16 protein-coding genes are annotated in these 19,072 nt (G+C 71.7%); 12 read left to right on the forward strand and 4 right to left on the reverse strand.

Annotated elements, in window-relative coordinates; genetic code table 11:
• The first annotated feature begins 13 nt into the window (after positions 1-13).
• Both FBZ33_RS01615 and FBZ33_RS01620 read left to right on the forward strand, forming a co-directional pair.
• Positions 14-1,228, forward strand: a complete 1,215-nt coding sequence (locus FBZ33_RS01615; protein WP_255508681.1) for a PP2C family protein-serine/threonine phosphatase — start codon at positions 14-16, stop codon at positions 1,226-1,228.
• A 68-nt stretch (positions 1,229-1,296) separates the two neighbouring features.
• Entirely contained in the window at positions 1,297-2,364 is a 1,068-nt protein-coding gene (locus tag FBZ33_RS01620; protein WP_141907762.1) for a DUF2855 family protein, read from the forward strand.
• A 20-nt stretch (positions 2,365-2,384) separates the two neighbouring features.
• Here the strand turns inward: FBZ33_RS01620 and FBZ33_RS01625 are convergent, their stop codons facing one another.
• Positions 2,385-3,191 (reverse strand): SigB/SigF/SigG family RNA polymerase sigma factor, encoded by an 807-nt coding sequence (locus FBZ33_RS01625; protein ID WP_141907763.1) that lies wholly within the window; start codon positions 3,189-3,191, stop codon positions 2,385-2,387.
• A 245-nt stretch (positions 3,192-3,436) separates the two neighbouring features.
• Positions 3,437-3,622, reverse strand: a complete 186-nt coding sequence (locus FBZ33_RS01630; protein ID WP_141907764.1) for a hypothetical protein — start codon at positions 3,620-3,622, stop codon at positions 3,437-3,439.
• A 310-nt stretch (positions 3,623-3,932) separates the two neighbouring features.
• Here FBZ33_RS01630 and FBZ33_RS01635 point away from each other — a divergent pair, with 310 nt between their 5' ends.
• Positions 3,933-5,822, forward strand: a complete 1,890-nt coding sequence (locus tag FBZ33_RS01635; protein WP_141907765.1) for a sigma-70 family RNA polymerase sigma factor — start codon at positions 3,933-3,935, stop codon at positions 5,820-5,822.
• Complete coding sequence (locus FBZ33_RS01640; RefSeq protein ID WP_255508682.1) at positions 5,819-6,520, forward strand: DUF305 domain-containing protein; 702 nt, start codon at positions 5,819-5,821, stop codon at positions 6,518-6,520. The genes FBZ33_RS01635 and FBZ33_RS01640 overlap by 4 nt, the downstream gene beginning before the upstream one ends.
• A gap of 42 nt (positions 6,521-6,562) precedes the next feature.
• Here FBZ33_RS01640 and FBZ33_RS01645 read toward each other — a convergent pair whose 3' ends face one another.
• On the reverse strand, positions 6,563-7,123 hold the full coding sequence (locus FBZ33_RS01645) for a GNAT family N-acetyltransferase (RefSeq protein ID WP_141907766.1): 561 nt from the start codon (positions 7,121-7,123) through the stop codon (positions 6,563-6,565).
• 81 nt (positions 7,124-7,204) lie between these two features.
• Between FBZ33_RS01645 and FBZ33_RS01650 the strand changes: the two genes are divergently transcribed.
• The 8 genes from FBZ33_RS01650 (at position 7,205) to FBZ33_RS01685 (ending at position 17,777) form a co-directional block, all read left to right on the forward strand.
• On the forward strand, positions 7,205-7,915 hold the full coding sequence (locus tag FBZ33_RS01650) for a siderophore-interacting protein (protein WP_141907767.1): 711 nt from the start codon (positions 7,205-7,207) through the stop codon (positions 7,913-7,915).
• Positions 7,912-9,168 carry an MFS transporter gene (locus tag FBZ33_RS01655; protein WP_141907768.1) on the forward strand — a complete coding sequence of 419 codons (1,257 nt, stop codon included), beginning with the start codon at positions 7,912-7,914 and terminating at the stop codon, positions 9,166-9,168. The genes FBZ33_RS01650 and FBZ33_RS01655 overlap by 4 nt, the downstream gene beginning before the upstream one ends.
• Positions 9,165-10,688, forward strand: coding sequence for an MFS transporter (locus tag FBZ33_RS01660; protein WP_141907769.1), 1,524 nt, complete (start codon positions 9,165-9,167; stop codon positions 10,686-10,688). Before FBZ33_RS01655 ends, FBZ33_RS01660 begins: the two co-directional genes overlap by 4 nt.
• A 47-nt stretch (positions 10,689-10,735) precedes the next feature.
• The gene (locus FBZ33_RS01665; protein WP_141907770.1) at positions 10,736-11,905 is read left to right on the forward strand and encodes an acetyl-CoA carboxylase biotin carboxylase subunit family protein; all 1,170 of its coding nucleotides are present in this window, start codon (positions 10,736-10,738) and stop codon (positions 11,903-11,905) included.
• The gene (locus FBZ33_RS01670) at positions 11,902-13,530 is read left to right on the forward strand and encodes an IucA/IucC family protein (protein WP_141907771.1); all 1,629 of its coding nucleotides are present in this window, start codon (positions 11,902-11,904) and stop codon (positions 13,528-13,530) included. The genes FBZ33_RS01665 and FBZ33_RS01670 overlap by 4 nt, the downstream gene beginning before the upstream one ends.
• Positions 13,527-15,125 carry an IucA/IucC family siderophore biosynthesis protein gene (locus FBZ33_RS01675; protein WP_141907772.1) on the forward strand — a complete coding sequence of 533 codons (1,599 nt, stop codon included), beginning with the start codon at positions 13,527-13,529 and terminating at the stop codon, positions 15,123-15,125. The genes FBZ33_RS01670 and FBZ33_RS01675 overlap by 4 nt, the downstream gene beginning before the upstream one ends.
• Positions 15,122-16,264, forward strand: coding sequence for an alanine racemase (locus FBZ33_RS01680; protein WP_141907773.1), 1,143 nt, complete (start codon positions 15,122-15,124; stop codon positions 16,262-16,264). Before FBZ33_RS01675 ends, FBZ33_RS01680 begins: the two co-directional genes overlap by 4 nt.
• 223 nt (positions 16,265-16,487) lie before the next feature.
• On the forward strand, positions 16,488-17,777 hold the full coding sequence (locus FBZ33_RS01685) for a cellulose binding domain-containing protein (RefSeq protein WP_141907774.1): 1,290 nt from the start codon (positions 16,488-16,490) through the stop codon (positions 17,775-17,777).
• 57 nt (positions 17,778-17,834) lie between these two features.
• Here FBZ33_RS01685 and FBZ33_RS01690 read toward each other — a convergent pair whose 3' ends face one another.
• A complete protein-coding gene (locus FBZ33_RS01690; protein WP_141907775.1) occupies positions 17,835-19,064 on the reverse strand; it encodes a serine protease in 1,230 nt (409 codons plus the stop codon).
• Positions 19,065-19,072 lie beyond the last annotated feature (8 nt).

A 19,072-nucleotide genomic window follows, 5' to 3' on the forward strand; every position in this document is an offset into this window, starting at 1 on the left:
GGGGAGGTGGAGCGTGGGCGACGTCGGCGAGGTGGTGCGCTGGCTTCAGCTCAACGCGCCCCGTGGCGGGCCGGACGAGCTGTCTCAGCTGATCGCCGAGGCGGCCCCCGCCCTCGACGCCAGCGAGATGGTGCTCTATCTGGCCGACTACACGCAGTCCCTGCTCGTGCCCCTGCTCGGCGCGGGCCTCGACCGGGACGAGTTGTCGATCGAGACGACCCTCGCCGGCCGGGCCTTCACCAACCTCACCATCCAGCGCGCGCCCGACAACCCGGACCGGGTCTGGGTGCCGCTGCTGCTCGGGTGCGAGCGGATGGGCGTGCTGGAGATCGTCGCGCCGACGGCCGCCGACGAGGCGATGGACGGGCCGGCCTGGGAGGTGGCTGTCACCATCGCCCAGATCCTGGTCAACCGCCGGCTCTACGGCGACGTGGTCGAGCGGATGCGGCGCCGGCTCCCGATGCAGGTCGCGGCCGAGATCGTGTGGGGCCTGCTGCCACCGCTGACCTTCGCCACCGACGACCTGGTGATCACCGCCATCCTCGAACCGTGCTACGACGTCGGCGGCGACATCTTCGACTACGCGCTCAACGACGACGTGCTCAGCGTCGGGCTCTTCGACACCTGCGGGCACGGCATCAAGGCGAGCACCCTGGCCTCGCTGGTCGTCAGCGCGTACCGCAACGCCCGCCGGTGTGGCCTCGACCTGGTCGACACGGCGATCAGCATCGACCGGTGGGTGCGATCCGAGCACCCGAACTTCTTCGCGACCGGGCTGCTCCTCGAACTGGACCGCCGGACCGGCCGGCTGAGCGCGATCAACGCGGGTCATCCCGGCGCGATGTTGCTGCGCGACGGCAAGGCTATCCGTGAGCTGCCAGGGCCGACCGCGTTGCCGCTCGGCCTGGGTCATCTGACCCCACACCGCCCGCAGGTGCACGTCGAGGATCTGCACCCGGGCGACCGCATCCTCGCCTACACCGACGGCATCACCGATGCGCGCAGCGCCGAGGGTGAGCACTTCGGGCTGGACCGGCTGGTCGACTTCGTCAACCGGGCCCTCAACGACGGCTTGCCCAGCCCGGAGACGATGCGTCGCCTGGTACGCGCCGTCGTCGGGTACCAGGACGACCAGCTTCAGGACGACGCGACGGCGCTCTTCGTGGAGTGGCGGCCGCCGCACCTGCCGCTCGCGCACCTGCGTGACCTCGCGGCGAACCGCCACTGACCGCAGCAGTGGGATTTTGCACTCGCAGTGCACTTGTCTCCGGTTGTGGCGCTGTCTAGCGTCAGCTCATGGCTGACTCATGGACCTTCGCCGTGGCGCGTGACGACCTCGGGCGGAGCACGCTCGTCGATGGCGCCACGCCCGAGGTGGCCGATGGTGAGGCGCTGCTGCGGGTGGACCGCGTCGGCCTCACCGCCAACAACGTGACCTACGCGGTGCTCGGCGACGCGATGCGCTACTGGGAGTTCTTTCCGCCGGCGGCCCGTGGGCTCGGGCCGCAGTGGGGCCTCCCGCCGCTCTGGGGTTTCGCCGAGGTGGTCGCCTCGACGGTTGCCGGTGTCGAGGTGGGGCAGCGGGTCTACGGCTACCTGCCTCCCGCGGGGCACCTCGTGGTGCGGCCGGACCGGGTGGACGCGTCCGGGTTCCGCGACGCGAGCCCGCACCGGGCCGAGTTGCCGTCGCCGTACAACGCGTACCGGTCGACCACCGGCGACCCGGCGTACCAGGCCGACCAGGAGGACCTGCTGATCCTGTTCCGGCCCCTGTTCTTCACCTCGTTCATGCTGGCCGACCAGGTCGTCGACAACGGCTTCTACGGTGCCGAGGCGCTGCTGGTGTCATCGGCGTCGAGCAAGACCGCGTACGCCGCCGCGTTCGAGCTGCGCGGTCGCGGGCCGCGCCTGGTCGGGCTCACCTCACCCGGCAACCTGGCCTTCACCCGGTCACTCGGCTGCTATGACGAAGTCGTTCCGTACGACGACATCAGCGCCCTCGACACGGTCCCGACCGTCTACCTCGACCTGTCCGGCGCGCCCTCGACCCGTGCCGCCCTGCGCCAGCACCTCGGCGACCGGCTCGTCCGGGACATCGCGGTCGGGCTCACCAACCAGACACCGAACGCCGCCGCTGCGGAGGAGGTGTTCTTCGCGCCGGTCCAGATGCGCAAGCGCGGCCAGGACTGGGGCCGCGAAGGGCTCGACCAACGGTTCACCGAGGCCTGGCAGCGCTTCACCGCAGTGGTCAGCGGGTGGCTCGACGTCCAGGTGGGTGTCGGGCCGGAGGCCCTGCAACGGGCCTGGGCCGACGTCCTCGCGGGTCGTACGCCGCCGCGGGTGGGTCACGTCGTCCAACTCTGAGAGGTCGACGACGCCGACGGTCAGAACGAGTTGTCGCCGGAGAGGTGGCGACGCAGCGTGGCCAACGACCGGTTGATCAGCCGGGAGACGTGCATCTGCGAGACACCGACCCGGTCGGCGATCTGGGACTGGGTCAGGTTGCCGTGGAAGCGCAGGCTCAGGATCTCGCGCTCGCGCTCCGGCAGCGTGGCGAGGGCCGGGCCGAGGGCGACCCTGATCTCCACGACGTCGAACTCGTGGTCGTGGCCGCCGAGGGTGTCGCCGAGCTCCCGGCTGCCCTCGCCACCGATCGGCGTGGACAGCGACGTGGCCCGGTAGGCGCGTGCGCCCTCCAGCCCTTCCAGCACCATCTCCTCGGTCACGTCCAGGTAGGACGCGATGTCGGCCACGGTCGGCGACCGACCGAGGGTCTGGGTCAGGACGCTGTTGGCCGCGCTGATCGACAGGCGTAGCTCCTGGAGGCGGCGGGGCACCCGGATCGCCCAGGTGCGGTCCCGGAAGTAGCGCTTGATCTCGCCGATGATGGTGGGGATGGCGTACCCGGCGAAGTCGACGCCTCGACTGTGGTCGAAGTTGTCCACAGCCTTGATCAGACCGACCGAGGCGATCTGGACCAGGTCGTCGTCCGGCGCGCCGCGACCGCCGTAGCGGCGGGCCAGGTGCCGGGCGAGCGGCAGCCACGCCTCGATGGTGCGGTCGCGCAGGGCTGGGCGGCGAGAGTCGTCGGCCGGCGTCGCCGCCAGGGCGGCCAGGAGGTCTTCCGGGCTCTGCTCAGTGCGCCGCTGGTCGATGCTGGTGCTGGTCGCGGTGTCGACGATGATGGCCATGGGAGTGGTCCTTCCCGCACTGCCCGTCGATCGAGTCGACCGGAAGGGGTCTCCGAACCGGCTGACGCCGGGGCGCACGTACGGGCGAAGGTGCGCTGTCGCAAGGCCACGAGCACGGGCCTCGCCGCCGCGTCATGTCGTTCACTTGATGACCCGGACACTACCCGAAATACTGAATGTTTACTAGCCGAAAGTACGATCCGGCGCAGGTGGATGGTGCTCGAAACGGGTGAGAACCGCCCCGATCAGCCCTGCGGGTCCGGCTCGTCGCCGACGATCGGGGCCTGCTGGGCCGGCTTCACCGCGAACGGATGGCGCAGCCGCAGCATGGCCTCCTCGCTGCCGTCGAAGGTCGCCATCGACCCGTCGAGCACGTCGGAGTTCGACGTGGCGAGGAACAGGGCCGGTCGACCATTGTCGTTCGATGTCATGCAGATTCCTGTCTTCCATTGAGGAGTGCGTCCGGGCCCCGGCTCTCGCCGTGCGACCTCGTGACATGCGGCGCTCACACTGGCGCCCGATCAGGTGCCTCGTGCACGGGCGAACGCCCGGCGACACCGACACCCCGCACCATACCCGCCCTCCGCACCCCTCATGCGCCGCCGAGGCCCCGGGATCGCATCCGCCCCGCCAGCAGCCGAGAATTCTGTAATCCGACCCGGTGCTGCCAGTCTCCGATCCTGAGGGCGGTCAACGCGCAGCGCGGGTGCCGCGCGGACGAGCACACAAGGAGTGACACCCATGTCGTCAGCCGGTCGAGCACTACCCGATGCCGGGTTGGTCGTCGCGGCCCGACAGGGCGACCAGCGCGCCCTCGATGACGTCGTCGCGGCCTCGCTCCCGCTGGTCTACAACATCGTCGGGCGTGCGCTGCGCGGTCACGCCGACGTCGACGACGTGGTCCAGGAGACGTTGGTACGGGTGATCCGGTACCTGCCCGCGCTCAACGACCCGGCGGCGTACCGCTCGTGGCTGGTGGCGATCGCCATCCGTCAGGTGCGTGACTGGGAGCAGCGCCGACGGCTCGCGCTCAACCGCGACGCGGGGCTCGACGCGATCCACAACGTGCCGGACCCGGCCTCCGACTTCGCGGGGATGACCATCCTCCGGCTCGGCCTCACCGACCAGCGACGCGAGGTCGCCGAGGCGACCCGCTGGCTCGACCCGGACGACCAGGAGCTGCTGTCGCTGTGGTGGCTGGAGGAGACCGGCGAGATCACCCGCGCCGAGGTCGCCGACGCGCTGGGGCTGTCACCCGGGCACGTCGCCGTGCGGATCCACCGGATGAAGGAGCAGATCCAGAGCGCCCGGGGCGTCGTACGCGCGCTCGGCGCCCGCCCCGGTTGCCCGGACCTGCGCGCCGTGAGCGGCGAGTGGGACGGCACTCCCAGCCCGCTGTGGCGCAAGAGGCTGGCCCGACACGTCCGCGACTGCGCGTTCTGTGGGCGACTGGGCTCCACGCTCCTACCGATCGACCGGCTGCTCGCCGGTCTGCCGATGCTGCCGTTGCCGGCGGGTCTGAGCGCCCACTTTCCGAGCGCGGCCGCACCCCCGGCTGCCGCGCAGGCCGTCGGGTATCACCCCCCGGGCCCGACGGCCGGGCACACCGCCGGGACGACCCCGCCCGGCGGTGTGCCCTCCGACGGCGGCGGTGGCCCGAGCATCGTCGACCTCGCGGTGAACCGCCCCCGTGGCCTGGTCCCGTCCCTCGCCGCCGGGGTCGCAGCGGCCGTTCTCGCCATCACCATGGCGGTGGTGATCCTGCCGGAGGACCCACCAGCGCCCTCGTGGGCTGCACCGCCGCCCGCCGCGCCCACCGCCGTGGCCAGCCCGAGCGTCGCACCGTCACCGAGCGCACGCCCCTCGTCGAAGGCTCCGGTCGTCCCGGCGGTCAGCTCCGCCCGCAAGGGCGTCGGAGTGTGGAACTTCGCCGGAGCCAGTCAGGCGTTGGCGAACTCGAAGGCCGGCTGGTACTACACCTGGGGCACCCAGCACCCGGGAATCAGCACGCCGCGCGGTGTGACGTTCGTGCCCATGATCCGCAGTGCGGAGAACGTCACCGCCACGGAGCTGGCCCGGGCCAGGGCGGCGGGGCCGGATCTGCTCACCTTCAACGAGCCGGACATGCCCGAGCAGGCGAACATGACCGTCGAGCAGGCGCTGGACCTGTGGCCGCAACTGATGGCGACGGGCAGCAGACTGGGCAGCCCGGCGGTCGCCTGGGGCGGGCCGGATCCGCAGGGTTGGCTGGACAGGTTCATGACCGGCGCCCAGGCCCGCGGCCACCGCGTCGACTTCATCACCCTGCACTGGTTCGGCGCCGACTTCACGACCAGCACCGCGGTCGACCAGCTCCGGCGATATCTCCAGGCCGTCCACCAGCGGTACCGCAAACCGATCTGGCTGACCGAGTTCGCTCTGATCCGCTTCGACAGCGGCGGCGCACAGTTCCCCGGTCAGGAGCAGCAGGCGGCGTTCCTCACCGCGGCCACCACCATGCTCGGCCAACTGTCCTATGTGCAGCGGTACGCGTGGTTCGGCCTGCCCGCCACGGACAAGGACCGCTCCGGGTTGTTCAGCAACGGCACCGAGGCGACAGTCGTCGGTCGCGCGTTCCAGGCCGCCCGTTGAGCGGCGACGCGCCGGTGGGCCAGCAGCCGACCACGACCAGACGCCCGGCGTTCGGTGGCCGCGCCGGGCGGATCGTCGGCGTCGTCGCGACAGTGGTCGTGACGACGGTGGCGGTCGGGCTCAGCCAGGGTTGGGGCCGCGCCGACCAGACCGCATCCCCGTCGGCCGCAGCCCCGTCGGCCGCAGCCCTGCCGGCCGGTCCGGCGCCGACCGCGTTGGTGGTGCTCAACAGCACCGATGACGCCTTCATCCAACTGCTCATCCCGATGAACGAGGGTGCGCTCGCGCTGATCGACCACGTCGACAGCCGGTCGGCGGGCGCGGATCCGTCGCTGCGGGCACTGCTCAACGACCTCCGGGCTGCTCACCAGGCCGAGTTGCGGGACCTGCGCGGGCTGCTGGCCGCGGGCAACGTCCCGGAGCAGAACATCCACGAGGGGCACCAGATGCCCGGCATGGTCACCGACGCCAGCCTCGCCGAGCTGCGCGCCGCTCCCGATACCGAGGTGCCGTCCCGGGCCGCCGCGTTGGTGCGGGCGCACCTCGCGCAGACCGTGGTGCTGTGCCGGGGCGAGCAGACCGCCGGGGGCAGCCCGGAGCTGAAGGCGCTCGCCGGCCGGATCCAGCAGGCCCGGGCCGCCGAGTTGAGCGCGCTGGACGGTCGGCCCGGCGCGACCGGAACCCCGCAGGCCGAGTGAGCATGCCGCGCAGAAGACCTACCGACGTCGCGGCGCCGCTGCTCAGGCCGGCATCGAATGGTCTGCGTCGAACCGGTCGCGCGTCAGGAACGCCAGCTGGGCCCGCTTGTCCGGCATGTCGATCTCCGAATCGAAGGTGAACCCCTCGATCTCCAGTCGGCGCAGCGCGAGGTGGTTGCGGATGTCCGGCTCGACCACGATCCGCTGGGCGGCCGGGTCGCGGAACAGGAAGCGGGCGAGGGCCGGGCCGACGACGTTGGTGAGGCCGCGGGCGAGGCGCCGGTCGGGACTGAGCAGCAGGTGCATCCCGATGTCACCGGGCTGCACGCGGTAGCGCTCGCCGACCGGGTCCGCCTCGGGCTGGTAGGTCTGGAAGAGGCCGACCGGCTCCGCGTCGACCATGATCAGGTACGCGTGGTGCGTCGGCAGACTGTCCACGAAGGCGTAAATCTCGCGTACCTGTTCCAGGGTGTGCGAACCCATGCCCCAGAACGAGTTTCGAGGTTGGGTGACCCAGCCGTGCAGGAGGGCGGCGTGCCGGTCGGGGTCGACGGTCACCAATGACAACTCACCGAGACCGGCGATCTTCTCCAGGTACGTCATCGGGCGCTGTCCTCTGTTCCGTCCGGGGCGCGACTTAGGTTAACCTCTCCTAACCAAGGATGACCTTACCTGGAGGGGTGCGTGAAACGGAACTGGGAGGCCCTGGTCCTCAAGGCCATGGGAGGCCGGGACTTTCGGTTGACCGTGCTGGGCACCGAGTCGATCGACGGCCACTATCAGCGGCTCCTCCTGGACGGCGGCGGCCTGCTGGAGGCGTGCGGGGTGCACCCCACGATGTGGATCCGGCTCTGGTTCGACAACGACGGTCGGGCACACCAGCGCGCGTACACCCTGGTGGACCCCGACCCGTTCACCGGCCGGTTCACCCTCGAATTCGCCATCCACGACGGCTGCGCCGCCCGCTGGGCCGCCACCGCCCAGGTCGGCGACACCATCAGCGCGACCGTCCAGGGCAGCGCCTTCGACCTGCCCGACCCGGCGCCCGAGCACCTCTACCTCGTCGGCGACGCGGCGTCCCTGCCCGCGGTGAACAGCCTGCTCGACGCCAGCGCCGACATCCCGGCGACCGTGTGGCTGGAGTACGCCCACGAGGGCGAGAAGGCTCTCGCGTTGCGGGCCCGGGCGCACCACGACGTCACCTGGGTGCCTCGGCGCGACGACGGTCAACACCTCGTCGACACGGTCTGCGCGGCCCTGCCGACCAGCGGCGCGGGGCACTACTGGGTGGCCTGCGAGGCGGCCACCACCCGTGGCATCACCCGACACATCCGACGAACGCTGGGTGTCGACAAGGACCGGGTGACCTCCCTCGGCTACTGGAAAGCCGCATGAAGGGTCGGCTCGGCACCCTGACCGCGCTGTACGTCACGCAGTACCTCGGCGTCGGCTTCATCACCGTCGGGCTGACCGCCATCCTGCGCGACGGCGGCACCTCGCTGGACACGCTGGCCCTGTTGCAGATCGTCGGCCTGATCTGGCCCATCAAGTTCCTCTGGGCGCCGATCCTCGACCGGTACGGCTCGCGGCACCGCGGCCACTACCGATCCTGGTTGCTCGTGCTCCAGACCGCCCTGGTGCTCGCTCTGCTGGCGCTGCTGCCGTTCACCGACCCGGCCGACGCGCTCGGCCCGATCGTCGCGATCTGCGCCGCGTACGTCTTCTTCTCCGCCACGCAGGACATCGCCGTGGACGCCGTGGCGGTCCGGATGCTGGCCGAGTCGAGCCGGGGGACCGGTAACGGGATCCAGGTCGCCGCGAGTTACCTCGGCAACCTGCTCGGCGGCGGGGCGTGCGTCCTGGTCTACGACCAGTTCGGTTGGGCGGCGGCGATCGGTCTGCTGGCCGCGATGACGGCGGTCGGGTTGGTGGTCGTGTGGCGGTTCCGGGAACCTCCGCGTACCGACCGGGTGGCCAAGGTCGGCACGGCCTACCGGGCGCTGCTGTCGGTGTTCGGCCAGCCGGGCTGCCGGTGGTGGACGTTCGGCGTGGTGCCGCTGGTCTACGTCGGGGCGGGGATGGCGTACGCCCTGGTGACGCCGGCCCTGGTCGACGCGGGGTGGTCGTTGGGCCGCATCGGCGTCGTCACCGGAGTGGTGACCAGCGTCCCGGCCATCGTGGCGGGCCTGGTCGCCGGGCTCGGCATCGGCCGGTTCGGGCGCGGCGGCGTGCTCGTGGTCGGCGGCGTGGCACTCACGGTGTCGACGCTGCTGCTGCTGCCGTTGATGAACGGTCGCGCCCCACTGGGCGGGACGGTCGCCGCGCTCTGCTGCTTCATGGTGGCCTACACCATCGCCAACGTGGTGCTCTACACCGTCAACATGGACTATTCGCGCCCCGACACCGGTGGCACCGACTTCACCGTCCTGTCGTCGTTCGGCCTGGTCTGCTCGTTCGTGGCCTCGTCCATCGGTCTCGCGGCCGCCGACGGGGTCGGCTACCCGCCGGTCGCGATCGCGGCCATCGTGCTGGTGGCCGCGGGTGTCGTCCTCGGCCTCGCCCACCAGCGGCGATTCCCCCGCAGGCCCGGTCCCGTCGGCTCGACGGCGGAGCACCCGACGGTGGATGGCGTGAAGGCCGTGGCGTGACCACGGTTCAGCCGGCCAGCGACACCACTCAGCCGGCCGGCGGCACCACGGCCTCGGCGCGACTGCCGCAGCGGTGGCTGATCCTGGCCGTGCTCTGCGTCGCGCAGCTCGTGGTGGTGCTGGACAACACAGTGCTGACCGTGGCGGTGCCGGTGCTCACCACCGAGCTGGGCGCCAGCACCGCCGACGTGCAATGGATGATCAACGCGTACGCGTTGGTGCTGTCCGGGTTGCTGCTGACCGCCGGCAGCGCCGCCGACCGGTACGGGCGTCGTCGGATGCTGCTCACCGGGCTCGCCCTGTTCGGTTTCGGCTCGCTGGCCGCCGGGCTGTCCAGCACCAGCGGGCAGCTGATCGCGGCCCGGGCCGGCATGGGTGTCGGTGGCGCGTTGCTGATCACCTCGACGCTCGCGGTCGCGATGCAGGTCTTCGACGCCAGCGAGCGGTCCCGAGCGATCGGCATCTGGGCGGCCACCAGCGCGCTGGGCTTCGCCGTCGGGCCACCGATCGGCGGCACGATCCTCGCGCATCTGCCGTGGGGCGCGATCTTCCTGGTCAACGTGCCCATCGTGCTGGTCTGCCTGTTCGTCGCTCGCGCGCTGATACCCGAGTCCCGTGACCCGGCCGGTGGCCGCCTGGACGTGGTGGGCGCGGCGCTCTCCACCGCCGGCCTGACCGCGGTCGTCTGGGCGATCATCTCCGGGCCGGAGCACGGGTGGACGTCGGCTGAGGTGCTCGGGGTGGCGGCTGCCGGCGTACTCCTGCTCGGTTTCTTCGTCCGCTGGGAGCGGCGGATCCCGCACCCCATGCTGGACATGCACTTCTTCCAGGACCGGCGGTTCGTGGGCGCGATCTCCGGGGTCGTGCTGATCACGTTCGGCGCCACCGGCGCGTTGTTCCTGCTCACCCAGCATCTGCAGTTCGTCCGCGGCTATCCCGCCTGGGAAGCCGGTCTGCGGATGGCGCCCTTCGCGCTGTCCATTGTGCTGCTCAACGTCAGCGGTGCGGTCGCGGTCGTGATCCGTCGGCTCGGCCTGGCCGCCGCCATCGCCATCGGTATGACGCTGCTCGCGGGCGGTCTCGCGCTGATCACCCTCTTCCCGTCCGACGGGTACGGGGTGCTGCTGGCCGGGCTGCTCGTGATGGGTGTCGGGTGCGCGTTGGCCAACCCGGCCATCGTCGAGGCCGTGATGAGCGCCATCCCGGCGCAGAAGGCCGGCGCGGGCGCGGGTGTCGACGGCACCATGACCGAGGTGGGCAGCAGTCTCGGCATCGCGGTGCTGGGTGCGGTGCTGAACGCCCGGTTCGCCGCCCTGCTGCCGGCGGCCCTGGCCGGCGCCGGATCGTTTCCCGCCGCCCTGGCCGCCGCCCGCGACGGAGCCGAGCGGGAGGCCGTCACTGTCGCCTTCGCCTCGGCGCTGGAGACGGGACAGTTGGCGGGCGCTGCTGCGGTGCTGATCGGTGGGCTGGTCGCCGCCGGGCTGCTCTACCGGGCAGACCGCCCTAAAACCGCCCAATAAGGGTAGGCTACCCTAATTACGACATCGTCGTAGTCGACGGAGGCGGTATGCGGCTGTACCTGACCGCGCTCAACCCCACCGACGCCGTGCTGGAGGGGTTCCTCCCCGCGGCGGCGTCGCTCGGGCTGTCGGTCACCGTGTTGACCGACCGGCCGGTGGAGTGGCCGGCGGGCGTGCCGGTGGCGCGCTGCGCGGTCCGGGACGCGGCCGCTGTGGTCGCGGCGACGGCACCGACCCGACCGGTGGCGCTACTGTCCAACAGCGACCACCTTCAGGAGGCCACCGCGATCGCCGCACGGAAGCTCGGTCTGCCCGGCAAGGATCCCGACGCCGCCCGTCTCTGCAAGGACAAGGCCGCGGCCCGCCGGGTGATCGCGGCTGCGGGCCTCGATCTGGTACGCACCGTCACCGTCGATCCCGGTGTGGCACCGCAGGTGCCGGACGGGATGTTCCCAGCCGTGGTCAAACCCCGCGAGGGGGTGGCCAGCGAGGACACGTACCTGGTGACCGACCATGCCGAGCTGGTCGCCCGGATCGCCGAGATCCGTGGCCGTCGGCCGGACGTGGCCCTGGTGGTGGAGGAATACCTCCCCGGCGAGCTGCGGACCTTCGAGACCCTCGGCGACGGCACGGCGCTGGCCTCCCTCGGCGGCTGGCGCACCGGCCTCGGGCCGCCACCGACCTTCACCGAGGAGAGCCTCGCCTGGTCGCCTCCGGCGGAGCGGGAGACCACCCAGCTTCGGGCGCGGCTCGCCGCGCTCGGGGTCGGCTTCGGCGCCTGCCACACCGAGTACGTCATCGCCGACGGCAGGGTCCGACTGATCGAGGTGAACTACCGGCTCATCGGCGACCGGATGGACCTGATCCTCTCCGACCTGCTCGGTGTGCCGCTGTTCGAACACGTCATCCGGCTGCACCTCGGCGAGCCCCTGGCCGCCCTCGACCTGCCCGCCACGGTCGACCGGTACGCCCAGGTCGAGTACGTCTGCGCGGATCGTTCCGGCCGCCTGGTCGCCGCGCCGGGCCGACTGGACACCGTCCATGACGATGTCCGGCTGGGCTGCCATCCGCTGCGCGAGGTGGGGCGCACCGCCGAGCACACCGGCACGAACCGCGACTACCTCGCCGTGCTGCACGGGATCGGCCCCGACGAGGGCGCGGTCCGGCGGTCGCTGGCCGCCTTCCGCGGCGACCTCCAGTGGACCATCGTCGAGTGAGCGACGACTGCGAGCGGGAGGTGTTCACCCGGGTCCTCGACGCCCTGCTGCGCGAGGATCACCTCGGTCTGCTCAGCACCGGCCGACCGGACGGGCCCGACTGGTGGCAGGCACCGCACCCCGCCGGCCTGCTGCGGATCCCGGTCCGGGCGGACGGGTTCCAGCAGGCCCTGCGCAGCGCCGCACCGATGGTGCTGCTGCTCGACAGCAGCGGCGACACCCACTGCACGGACACGGTGGAAGGCCTGCTCAGGTTGCTCACCCCGCAGGGCAACGCCGAAGCCGAGGCCGGCTGGCGGGACTTCGGCGTCGAGTGCCGCGCCGACCTGCGCGCCCGGCGGCTCGCGGCCCGACACCGCTCGCGGGTGCTCGCCGAGGTCGCCGCCGAACGCGCCAGCACCCCCACGGGACTGCCGGCGGCGCTCCTGGACGACGTACTCGCCGCCCACCACGGCCACCCGGTCTACCCCACCGACCGGTGCCGGCACGGTCTCGGAGACGACGATCTCCTCCGGTACGCCCCGGAGCACGCCCCGCGTTTCGCGCTGCGCTGGTACAGCGTCCCTGCCGAGGACGTCCAGCTCACCGGCGAACTCCCGTCCTGGTGGCCACGCGCACGACGACCGGACCAGCTGTTGCTGCCGGCGCACCCGATCACCGCCGAGCGCGACGCGTTGCCGGTGACGGACCTGCCGGCGATCACCGTACGGCCCACCCTCTCCATGCGGACGGTGGCGCTCGACGATCACCCGTACATGCACCTCAAGCTGCCGCTGCCGACCGCGAGCCTCGGCGCCCGCAACCGGCGCACGCTGCACCCCGGCTCGCTCGCCGACGGCGCGGCCGTCGCCGCGCTGCTCGACCGGATCGCCAACGCCGAACCCACCTTCGCCGGACGGATCCGGCACGTCGACGAAAGCACCTGGGCGCACGTCGGCGGCGACGAGCGGCGCAGCTTCCTCCTACGCCGATTCCCGGGTGATCTGGCCGGCGTCCACGTGGTGCCGGTCGCGGCCCTGGCCGCACCCGACCCGGTCGCGGCAACGGTCCTCGAACGGATCAGCCCCGAGCGGCCCGAAACGCTGCTGGAGTCCTATCTGGACCTGCTGCTCGACTGGCACGTCTTCCTCTGGCTCCGCCACGGGATCGCGCTGGAGGCGCACCCGCAGAACATCCACCTGCTGGTGCACCCCGACGGCACTGTGGGCCTGCTCTACAAGGACAACGACGGGGCCCGCCTCGACCCGCGGCACGGCGGCCCGGGTGGGCTCACCCTCGACGACGACCGGATGTGGGCGCGCGACCCGCAGGAGCTGGCCGACGTGTTCATCACCATCACCCTGCACCTGGCCGCCGCCGCACCCCTGGTCGCGCTGGCCGCCCGAGGGCTGCCCGTGCCGTCACCCGCCGAGGCGCTGGCACCCCGGCTCGGTGCCGCCCGCGACCGGTGGGGTGACGGGCCAGCAGCACGAACCTTCACCGACCGGGTCCTGCGGGCCGGCCACCTGCCCATCAAGGCGATGCTCACCGCCGGCACCCTGCTGCCCAAACAGCGGCTGGGCTGCACCGACATCAACAAGTACTACCTGCGTACCGGCCCGAACTACCTCCGGGAGACACGATGACGAGCGCCCAGTTGCGCTCCCGCCCGGCCACCGAGACCGGTCAGCTCGCCGACCTGGCCACCGCCCACGCCGTCTTCGGTTGCCTGGTCCGCGAACTCACCCCGCCGGACGGCGGCCCGAGCGTGGTCGACGGTGCCGCGTATCTGCTGCTGCGGCACCTCGGCGTCACGGTGCGCTGCGGTGTCGCGCGACACTCGCCGCTCGGGGCGCACCGCTACACCGGCCCGGTGCAGCGGCGTACCGACAACGGACGGTGGGTCGACCTGGACGCGGACGGGCTCGCCAGCCTGGTCGCGGCCGAACTCACCACCCGCACCGGCCTGGCCAACGACGAGTTCGTCGAGCAGGTCCAGGCCAGCCGGGACACCGTGGCCCGACTGCTGGCAGACCGGCCGACCGAGGACCCGGAGCCCACCGGCGAACCGGCCATCGACGCGTACGTCGACTCCGAACAGTCACTGGTCTTCGGCCATCCGCACCACCCCACCCCGAAGTGGCGCAGCGGTGACCCGGAGAGCTGGCGGGCGTACGCCCCGGAGCTGCGCACGTCGTTCCGGATGCACTGGCTCGCCGTACCCGACGACCTGGTCGCCGGCGCCGGGCCGTTCGACGCGCTCGTGGCCGCCCTCGACCCGCCCCGGCCCCCGCACGGGCACCGCGTTCTGCCGGTGCATCCCTGGCAGCTGTCACTGATCCCGCCGACGCACCCCCGGTTGCGGGACCTGGGGGAGGCCGGTGTGCCGGTGCGGCCCACGGCGAGCGTCCGCACCCTCTACGCCCCGGCGGCCGACCTGTTCGTCAAGACCAGCCTGCACGTACGGATCACCAACTGCCTGCGCAAGAACGCCCGCTACGAGCTCACCGGCGCGGTGGCCCTGACCGACCTGCTGGCGCGGGTGCCGATGCCGGACGGGGTCGGGCTGCTCACCGAACCCGCCTACCGCACTGTCGACGCCGCCGGCCCGGACGAGGCGTACGGGACGATCCTGCGCAGCGGCCTGCGCCCACACCTGCGCCCGGGAGACACCCCGATGCTGGCGGCGGCGCTGGCCGCCATGCCACTGGTGACACCCGACCCGGTGGCCTGGTGGCGGGCGTACGTCGGGCTGCTGGTGCCGGCGGTGCTGCGCTGCTGGCTCAGCCACGGCGTCGTGCACGAGGCACACCTGCAGAACGTTGTCGTCGTGCTCGACCGCGACCGCCGCCCGGTACGCATGCTGCTGCGCGACCTGGAGGGGGTGAAACTCGACGCCGACCGTTGGGCGGCCTGGCCGGAGGGGGTCCCGGCGCAGGTCCGCTACGGCCCCCTGGACGCCCGGCGCCGGATCGTCTACTGCCTGTTCGTCAATCACCTCGGAGGCATCTGCGGGGCGCTCGCCGACGCGCGACCGGGAATCGAACGGCGGCTGTGGCAGGACCTGCGGGCCGTCGTCGAGGCGGTCGCCGCCGACCTGGACGACCCACCCGAGCTGCGCGCGCTGCTGAACGGTGAGCCGCTGGTGGCCAAGGCGAACCTGCTGGTCCGGTGGCGACGCGACGCGGACCGGGCCGCGCCGTTCGTGCCGGTGCCCAACCCGCTGGGCGGGTCACTGTGACGCGACCCGTCTACGTCCACGACCTCGACGCGCTGGCCATCCAGGCCCGGGCCATCCGGACGGCGCTGCCCCAGCCGGTGGAGCTGCTCTACGCGGTCAAGGCCAACCCGGACCCCGGTGTGCTGCGCACCCTCGCCCCGGCCGTCGACGGGTTCGAGGCCGCGAGCCGTGGTGAGCTGCGCAGACTGGCCGAGGTGCTGCCGGGGCGGCCCCCCGCCGCGTACGCCGGGCCGGGCAAGACCGACGCGGACCTCGCCGCCGCCCTCGCCGCCGGGGTGCACCGCATCCACGTCGAATCGCCCGCCGAGCTTCGGCGACTCGGCGCACTGGCCACCGCCTCGGGCACCTCGGCCCAGGTGCTGCTGCGGGTGAACCTGCCGGTCGAGGCGCCCGGCGCGAGCCTGGTCATGGGCGGCGGGCCCAGCCCGTTCGGCATGGACCCGGCGGACGCGGCCGAGTGCGCCCGCAGGCCGCCCGTCGGCATCGACGTACGCGGAATCCACGCCCACCTGGCCAGCGGGCTGGACGCCCCTCTCGCCGGCGCGGTCGCCGCCGCCGTGGTCGAGTGGGCGGTCACCGAGGTCGGTGCCGCCGAGGTCGACGTCGGCGGAGGCATGGCCGTCGACTACACCGACCCGGCGGCGCGATTCGACTGGGTCGACTACGGCCGGGCACTGGCGGACGTCCTCGACGTGTACCCGGGGGTGCGGCTGCGCATCGAGCCGGGCCGGTCGGTCACCGCCTACTGCGGGGCGTACCTCACCGAGGTCATCGACGTGAAGCGCTCCTACGGCGAGTGGTTCGTGGTGGTGGCCGGGGGCACCCACCACCTGCGTACACCGGCAGCGAAGGGGCACGCGCAGCCCTTCCGCGTACACCGGCGCGGCGTCGACGGCGTGCGTACCGACGGGGGACCGGTCACCGTGGTCGGGCAGCTCTGCACCCCCAAGGACGTGCTGTCCCGGTCGGCCACCGCCGGGCCGATCGGCGTGGGTGACGTGCTGGCCTTCGCCATGGCCGGGGCGTACGCCTGGAACATCAGCCACCGCGACTTCCTGCTGCACGAGCCCCCGCTGTTTATGAACGGCGACCCGCAGGAGGTGGCCGCCGAATGGGCGGCCCGACCGCCTGCGCCCTGACCCGGAGAGGCGCGAACGCTTCAGGATGTTATCGATAACATGCTATCTTTCATCCGGGAGTGAAGGGCACGCTCCCGGTCACCGCAGCCAGTCGCGAAGACGTGCCGCCGCACGCCATCTCCCGCCGGCCCCAGGTCGGTGACCCGTCCGGGCACCCCAGTCGATGCCAGGCGACCGCATTCCGTCGCCGGCCGACACGGCCCTACGGCAAGGAGCCCACGCAATGCTGAAACGTAGGTATCTCCTCCCATCCATCATGGCCGCGGCACTTCTCCTCGCGGCCACCGCCGGCGGCGCACTGAGCGGCGGCTTCGGTGCGACAGCGGTCGCCGCCACCAACGGCACCCTCGCGGCCACCGCCGGCTGCGGCAAGGCCCCCACCCTGACCAACGGAACGCGCACGATCCAGAGCAGCGGACAGAGCCGTACCTACAACCTGCGGATCCCGGACGGGTACGACCGGAACCACCCCTACCGACTGATCTTCGGGTTCCACTGGTTGAACGGCTCAGCCAACAACGTCACCTCGGCCGGTTACTACGGGCTTCAGCCGCTGTCGAACAACAGCACGATCTTCGTCGCGCCGCAGGGCCTCGACGCCGGCTGGGCCAACACCAACGGTCGGGACCTGACCCTCTTCGACGACATCTCCCGACAGATCGAGAACGACCTCTGCGTCGACACGACCCAGCGCTTCGCGCTGGGCTGGAGCTACGGCGGGGCCATGAGCTACGCGGTGGCCTGCGCCCGGCCCACCGTCATCCGCGCGGTCACCGTCCTGTCCGGCGCCAACCTCAGCGGATGCAACGGCGGCACGCAGCCCGTCGCCTACTTCGGCATCCACGGCACCTTCGACAGCGTGCTGAACATCTCGCAGGGTCGGCAACTGCGCGACACGTTCGTCCGCAACAACGGCTGCACCGCGCAGAGCCCGCGCGAGCCGAGCCGAGGCAGCCTCACCCACATCACCACCGCGTACGCCGGATGTCTCGCCGGCTACCCGGTGCAGTGGGCGGCGTTCGACGGTGACCACACCCCCAGCCCCGTCGACGGGTCCGGCAGCCCGAACGACTCCCGGACGTGGACCTCGGGTGAGATCTGGCGGTTCTTCAGTCAGTTCGAGTCGACCACGCCACCCACCAGTCCGCCCCCGACCACCCCGCCGCCGACGACCCCGCCCCCGACCACTCCGCCGCCGACCGGCGAGCCGGGCACCTGCGCCGCCACCTACCGGGCGGTCAACAGTTGGCCCGGTGGCTTCCAGGGCGAGGTGACGGTGGCCAACCCCACGGCCACGACACTCAACGGCTGGACCGTGGGCCTGACCCTGGCCGGCGGCCAGGCCATCAGCAGCCTGTGGGGCGGCACCAACACGGGCACCACCGGTAGCGTCACCGTGCGGAACGCCGCCTACAACGGCACGTTGGGCGCGAAGGCGTCGACCACGTTCGGGTTCACCGCCACCGGCGACGGCGCCACCCCGCCGAGCAACGTCACCTGCACCAGTCCCTGAGCACGGCAGAGAGAGGGCCCGGAGCCAGCTGGCTCCGGGCCCTCGTGACGTCGGTCGTCAGCCGTTGTCGATCAGACTGGCGATCTCGTTGTAGATCAGGTGCGCCTTCGCGCCCTGGTTCGACGGGCAACCGCCGAGGTGGTGCAGGGCGATCACCCGGTGGCTGGCGTTCAGCACCGGCGAACCCGAGTTGCCGCCGGAGGTGTCACAGCTGTAGCTGATGTTGTAGGTGTTGTAGTTCGCGTTCTTCACCGTGCACGTCGCGCCGTTCTGGGTGTCCTCGTAGATGGACAGTCGCTTCGGGTTGCCGTCGCCGTGGCCCGGGACGTACATCCGGGTGCCGGTGGTGGTGGCGGTCGTCGCCAGGTACAGGGTGCCGAACGACTGGATGTTGGCGAAGTTGTTCACCGAGTACAGGGTGTAGTCCAGCTGGCTGGAGCCGCCGCTGCTCACCTTGTAGAGGGTGGCGCCGCTGACCTTGGTGCCGGCGCCCGGGTTCGAGCCGCCACAGGTGGCGCACTGGTAGTTGAACTGCATCTCGCTGCCGCTGACGGCGGACTGCGTCGAGAAGCAGTGCTTGTTCGTCAGCATGCGGTTGGTGTTGCCGACCCGCCAGGTGGTGCACATCCCGCCACCGCTGATCAGCAGCCGCGCCACCGCCCTGCCCTTGGCGTACTCGTTGGGGTGGCTGGTCTGGTAGCAGACCACGTCGCGCCGGGCGTCGGTGCTGCAGACGGACTGCGTGGTGAAGTTGTGCTGCTTGATCTCGGTGGCGTCGTAGCCGCGCCAGAACCGGTCGATGGTCGCGGCGCTGGTGCGGGAGGAGCGGCTGCTGTGCACCGTCACCACAGCGGTGTCGCCGTCCACCGACATCGCCCAGAAGCCCGGTCGTCCGTCGGTGGTGTAGTCCGCGCTGGTCGCCCGGTTCAGGTGGCGGTCGTACCGGTAGCTCTCCCGACCGTCGGGGCTCGACACGGTCACGTACTCGCCGTCGGCCAGGCGCAGCGAGCTGAAGTGCACCTTGACGTACGACGCGCCGGGGTGCCGGACGATCTGCTTCCCGCCCTCCTGTGCGTATGACAGCGAGCCGTCGATGGTCCGGAGTTCGCCGACCGTGGTGACGCCCTCGGCCGAGAACTGGTCTGCTTCGGGTGCCCGCTGGGATTGCGGCGCGAGTGGTTGAACCGAGTACGCCTCGGCGGCCGGTACCGACAGCAAGCTCAGCCCGAGTGTGCCGGCGCCGAGCGCGACGGCCACCGTTCGTAGGCGGCGCAGGGCATGTTTCATCGTCGCTC

This window comes from Micromonospora sp. A202 (assembly GCF_006715105.1).
GTDB classification, from domain to species: Bacteria; Actinomycetota; Actinomycetes; order Mycobacteriales; family Micromonosporaceae; genus Micromonospora; species Micromonospora zamorensis.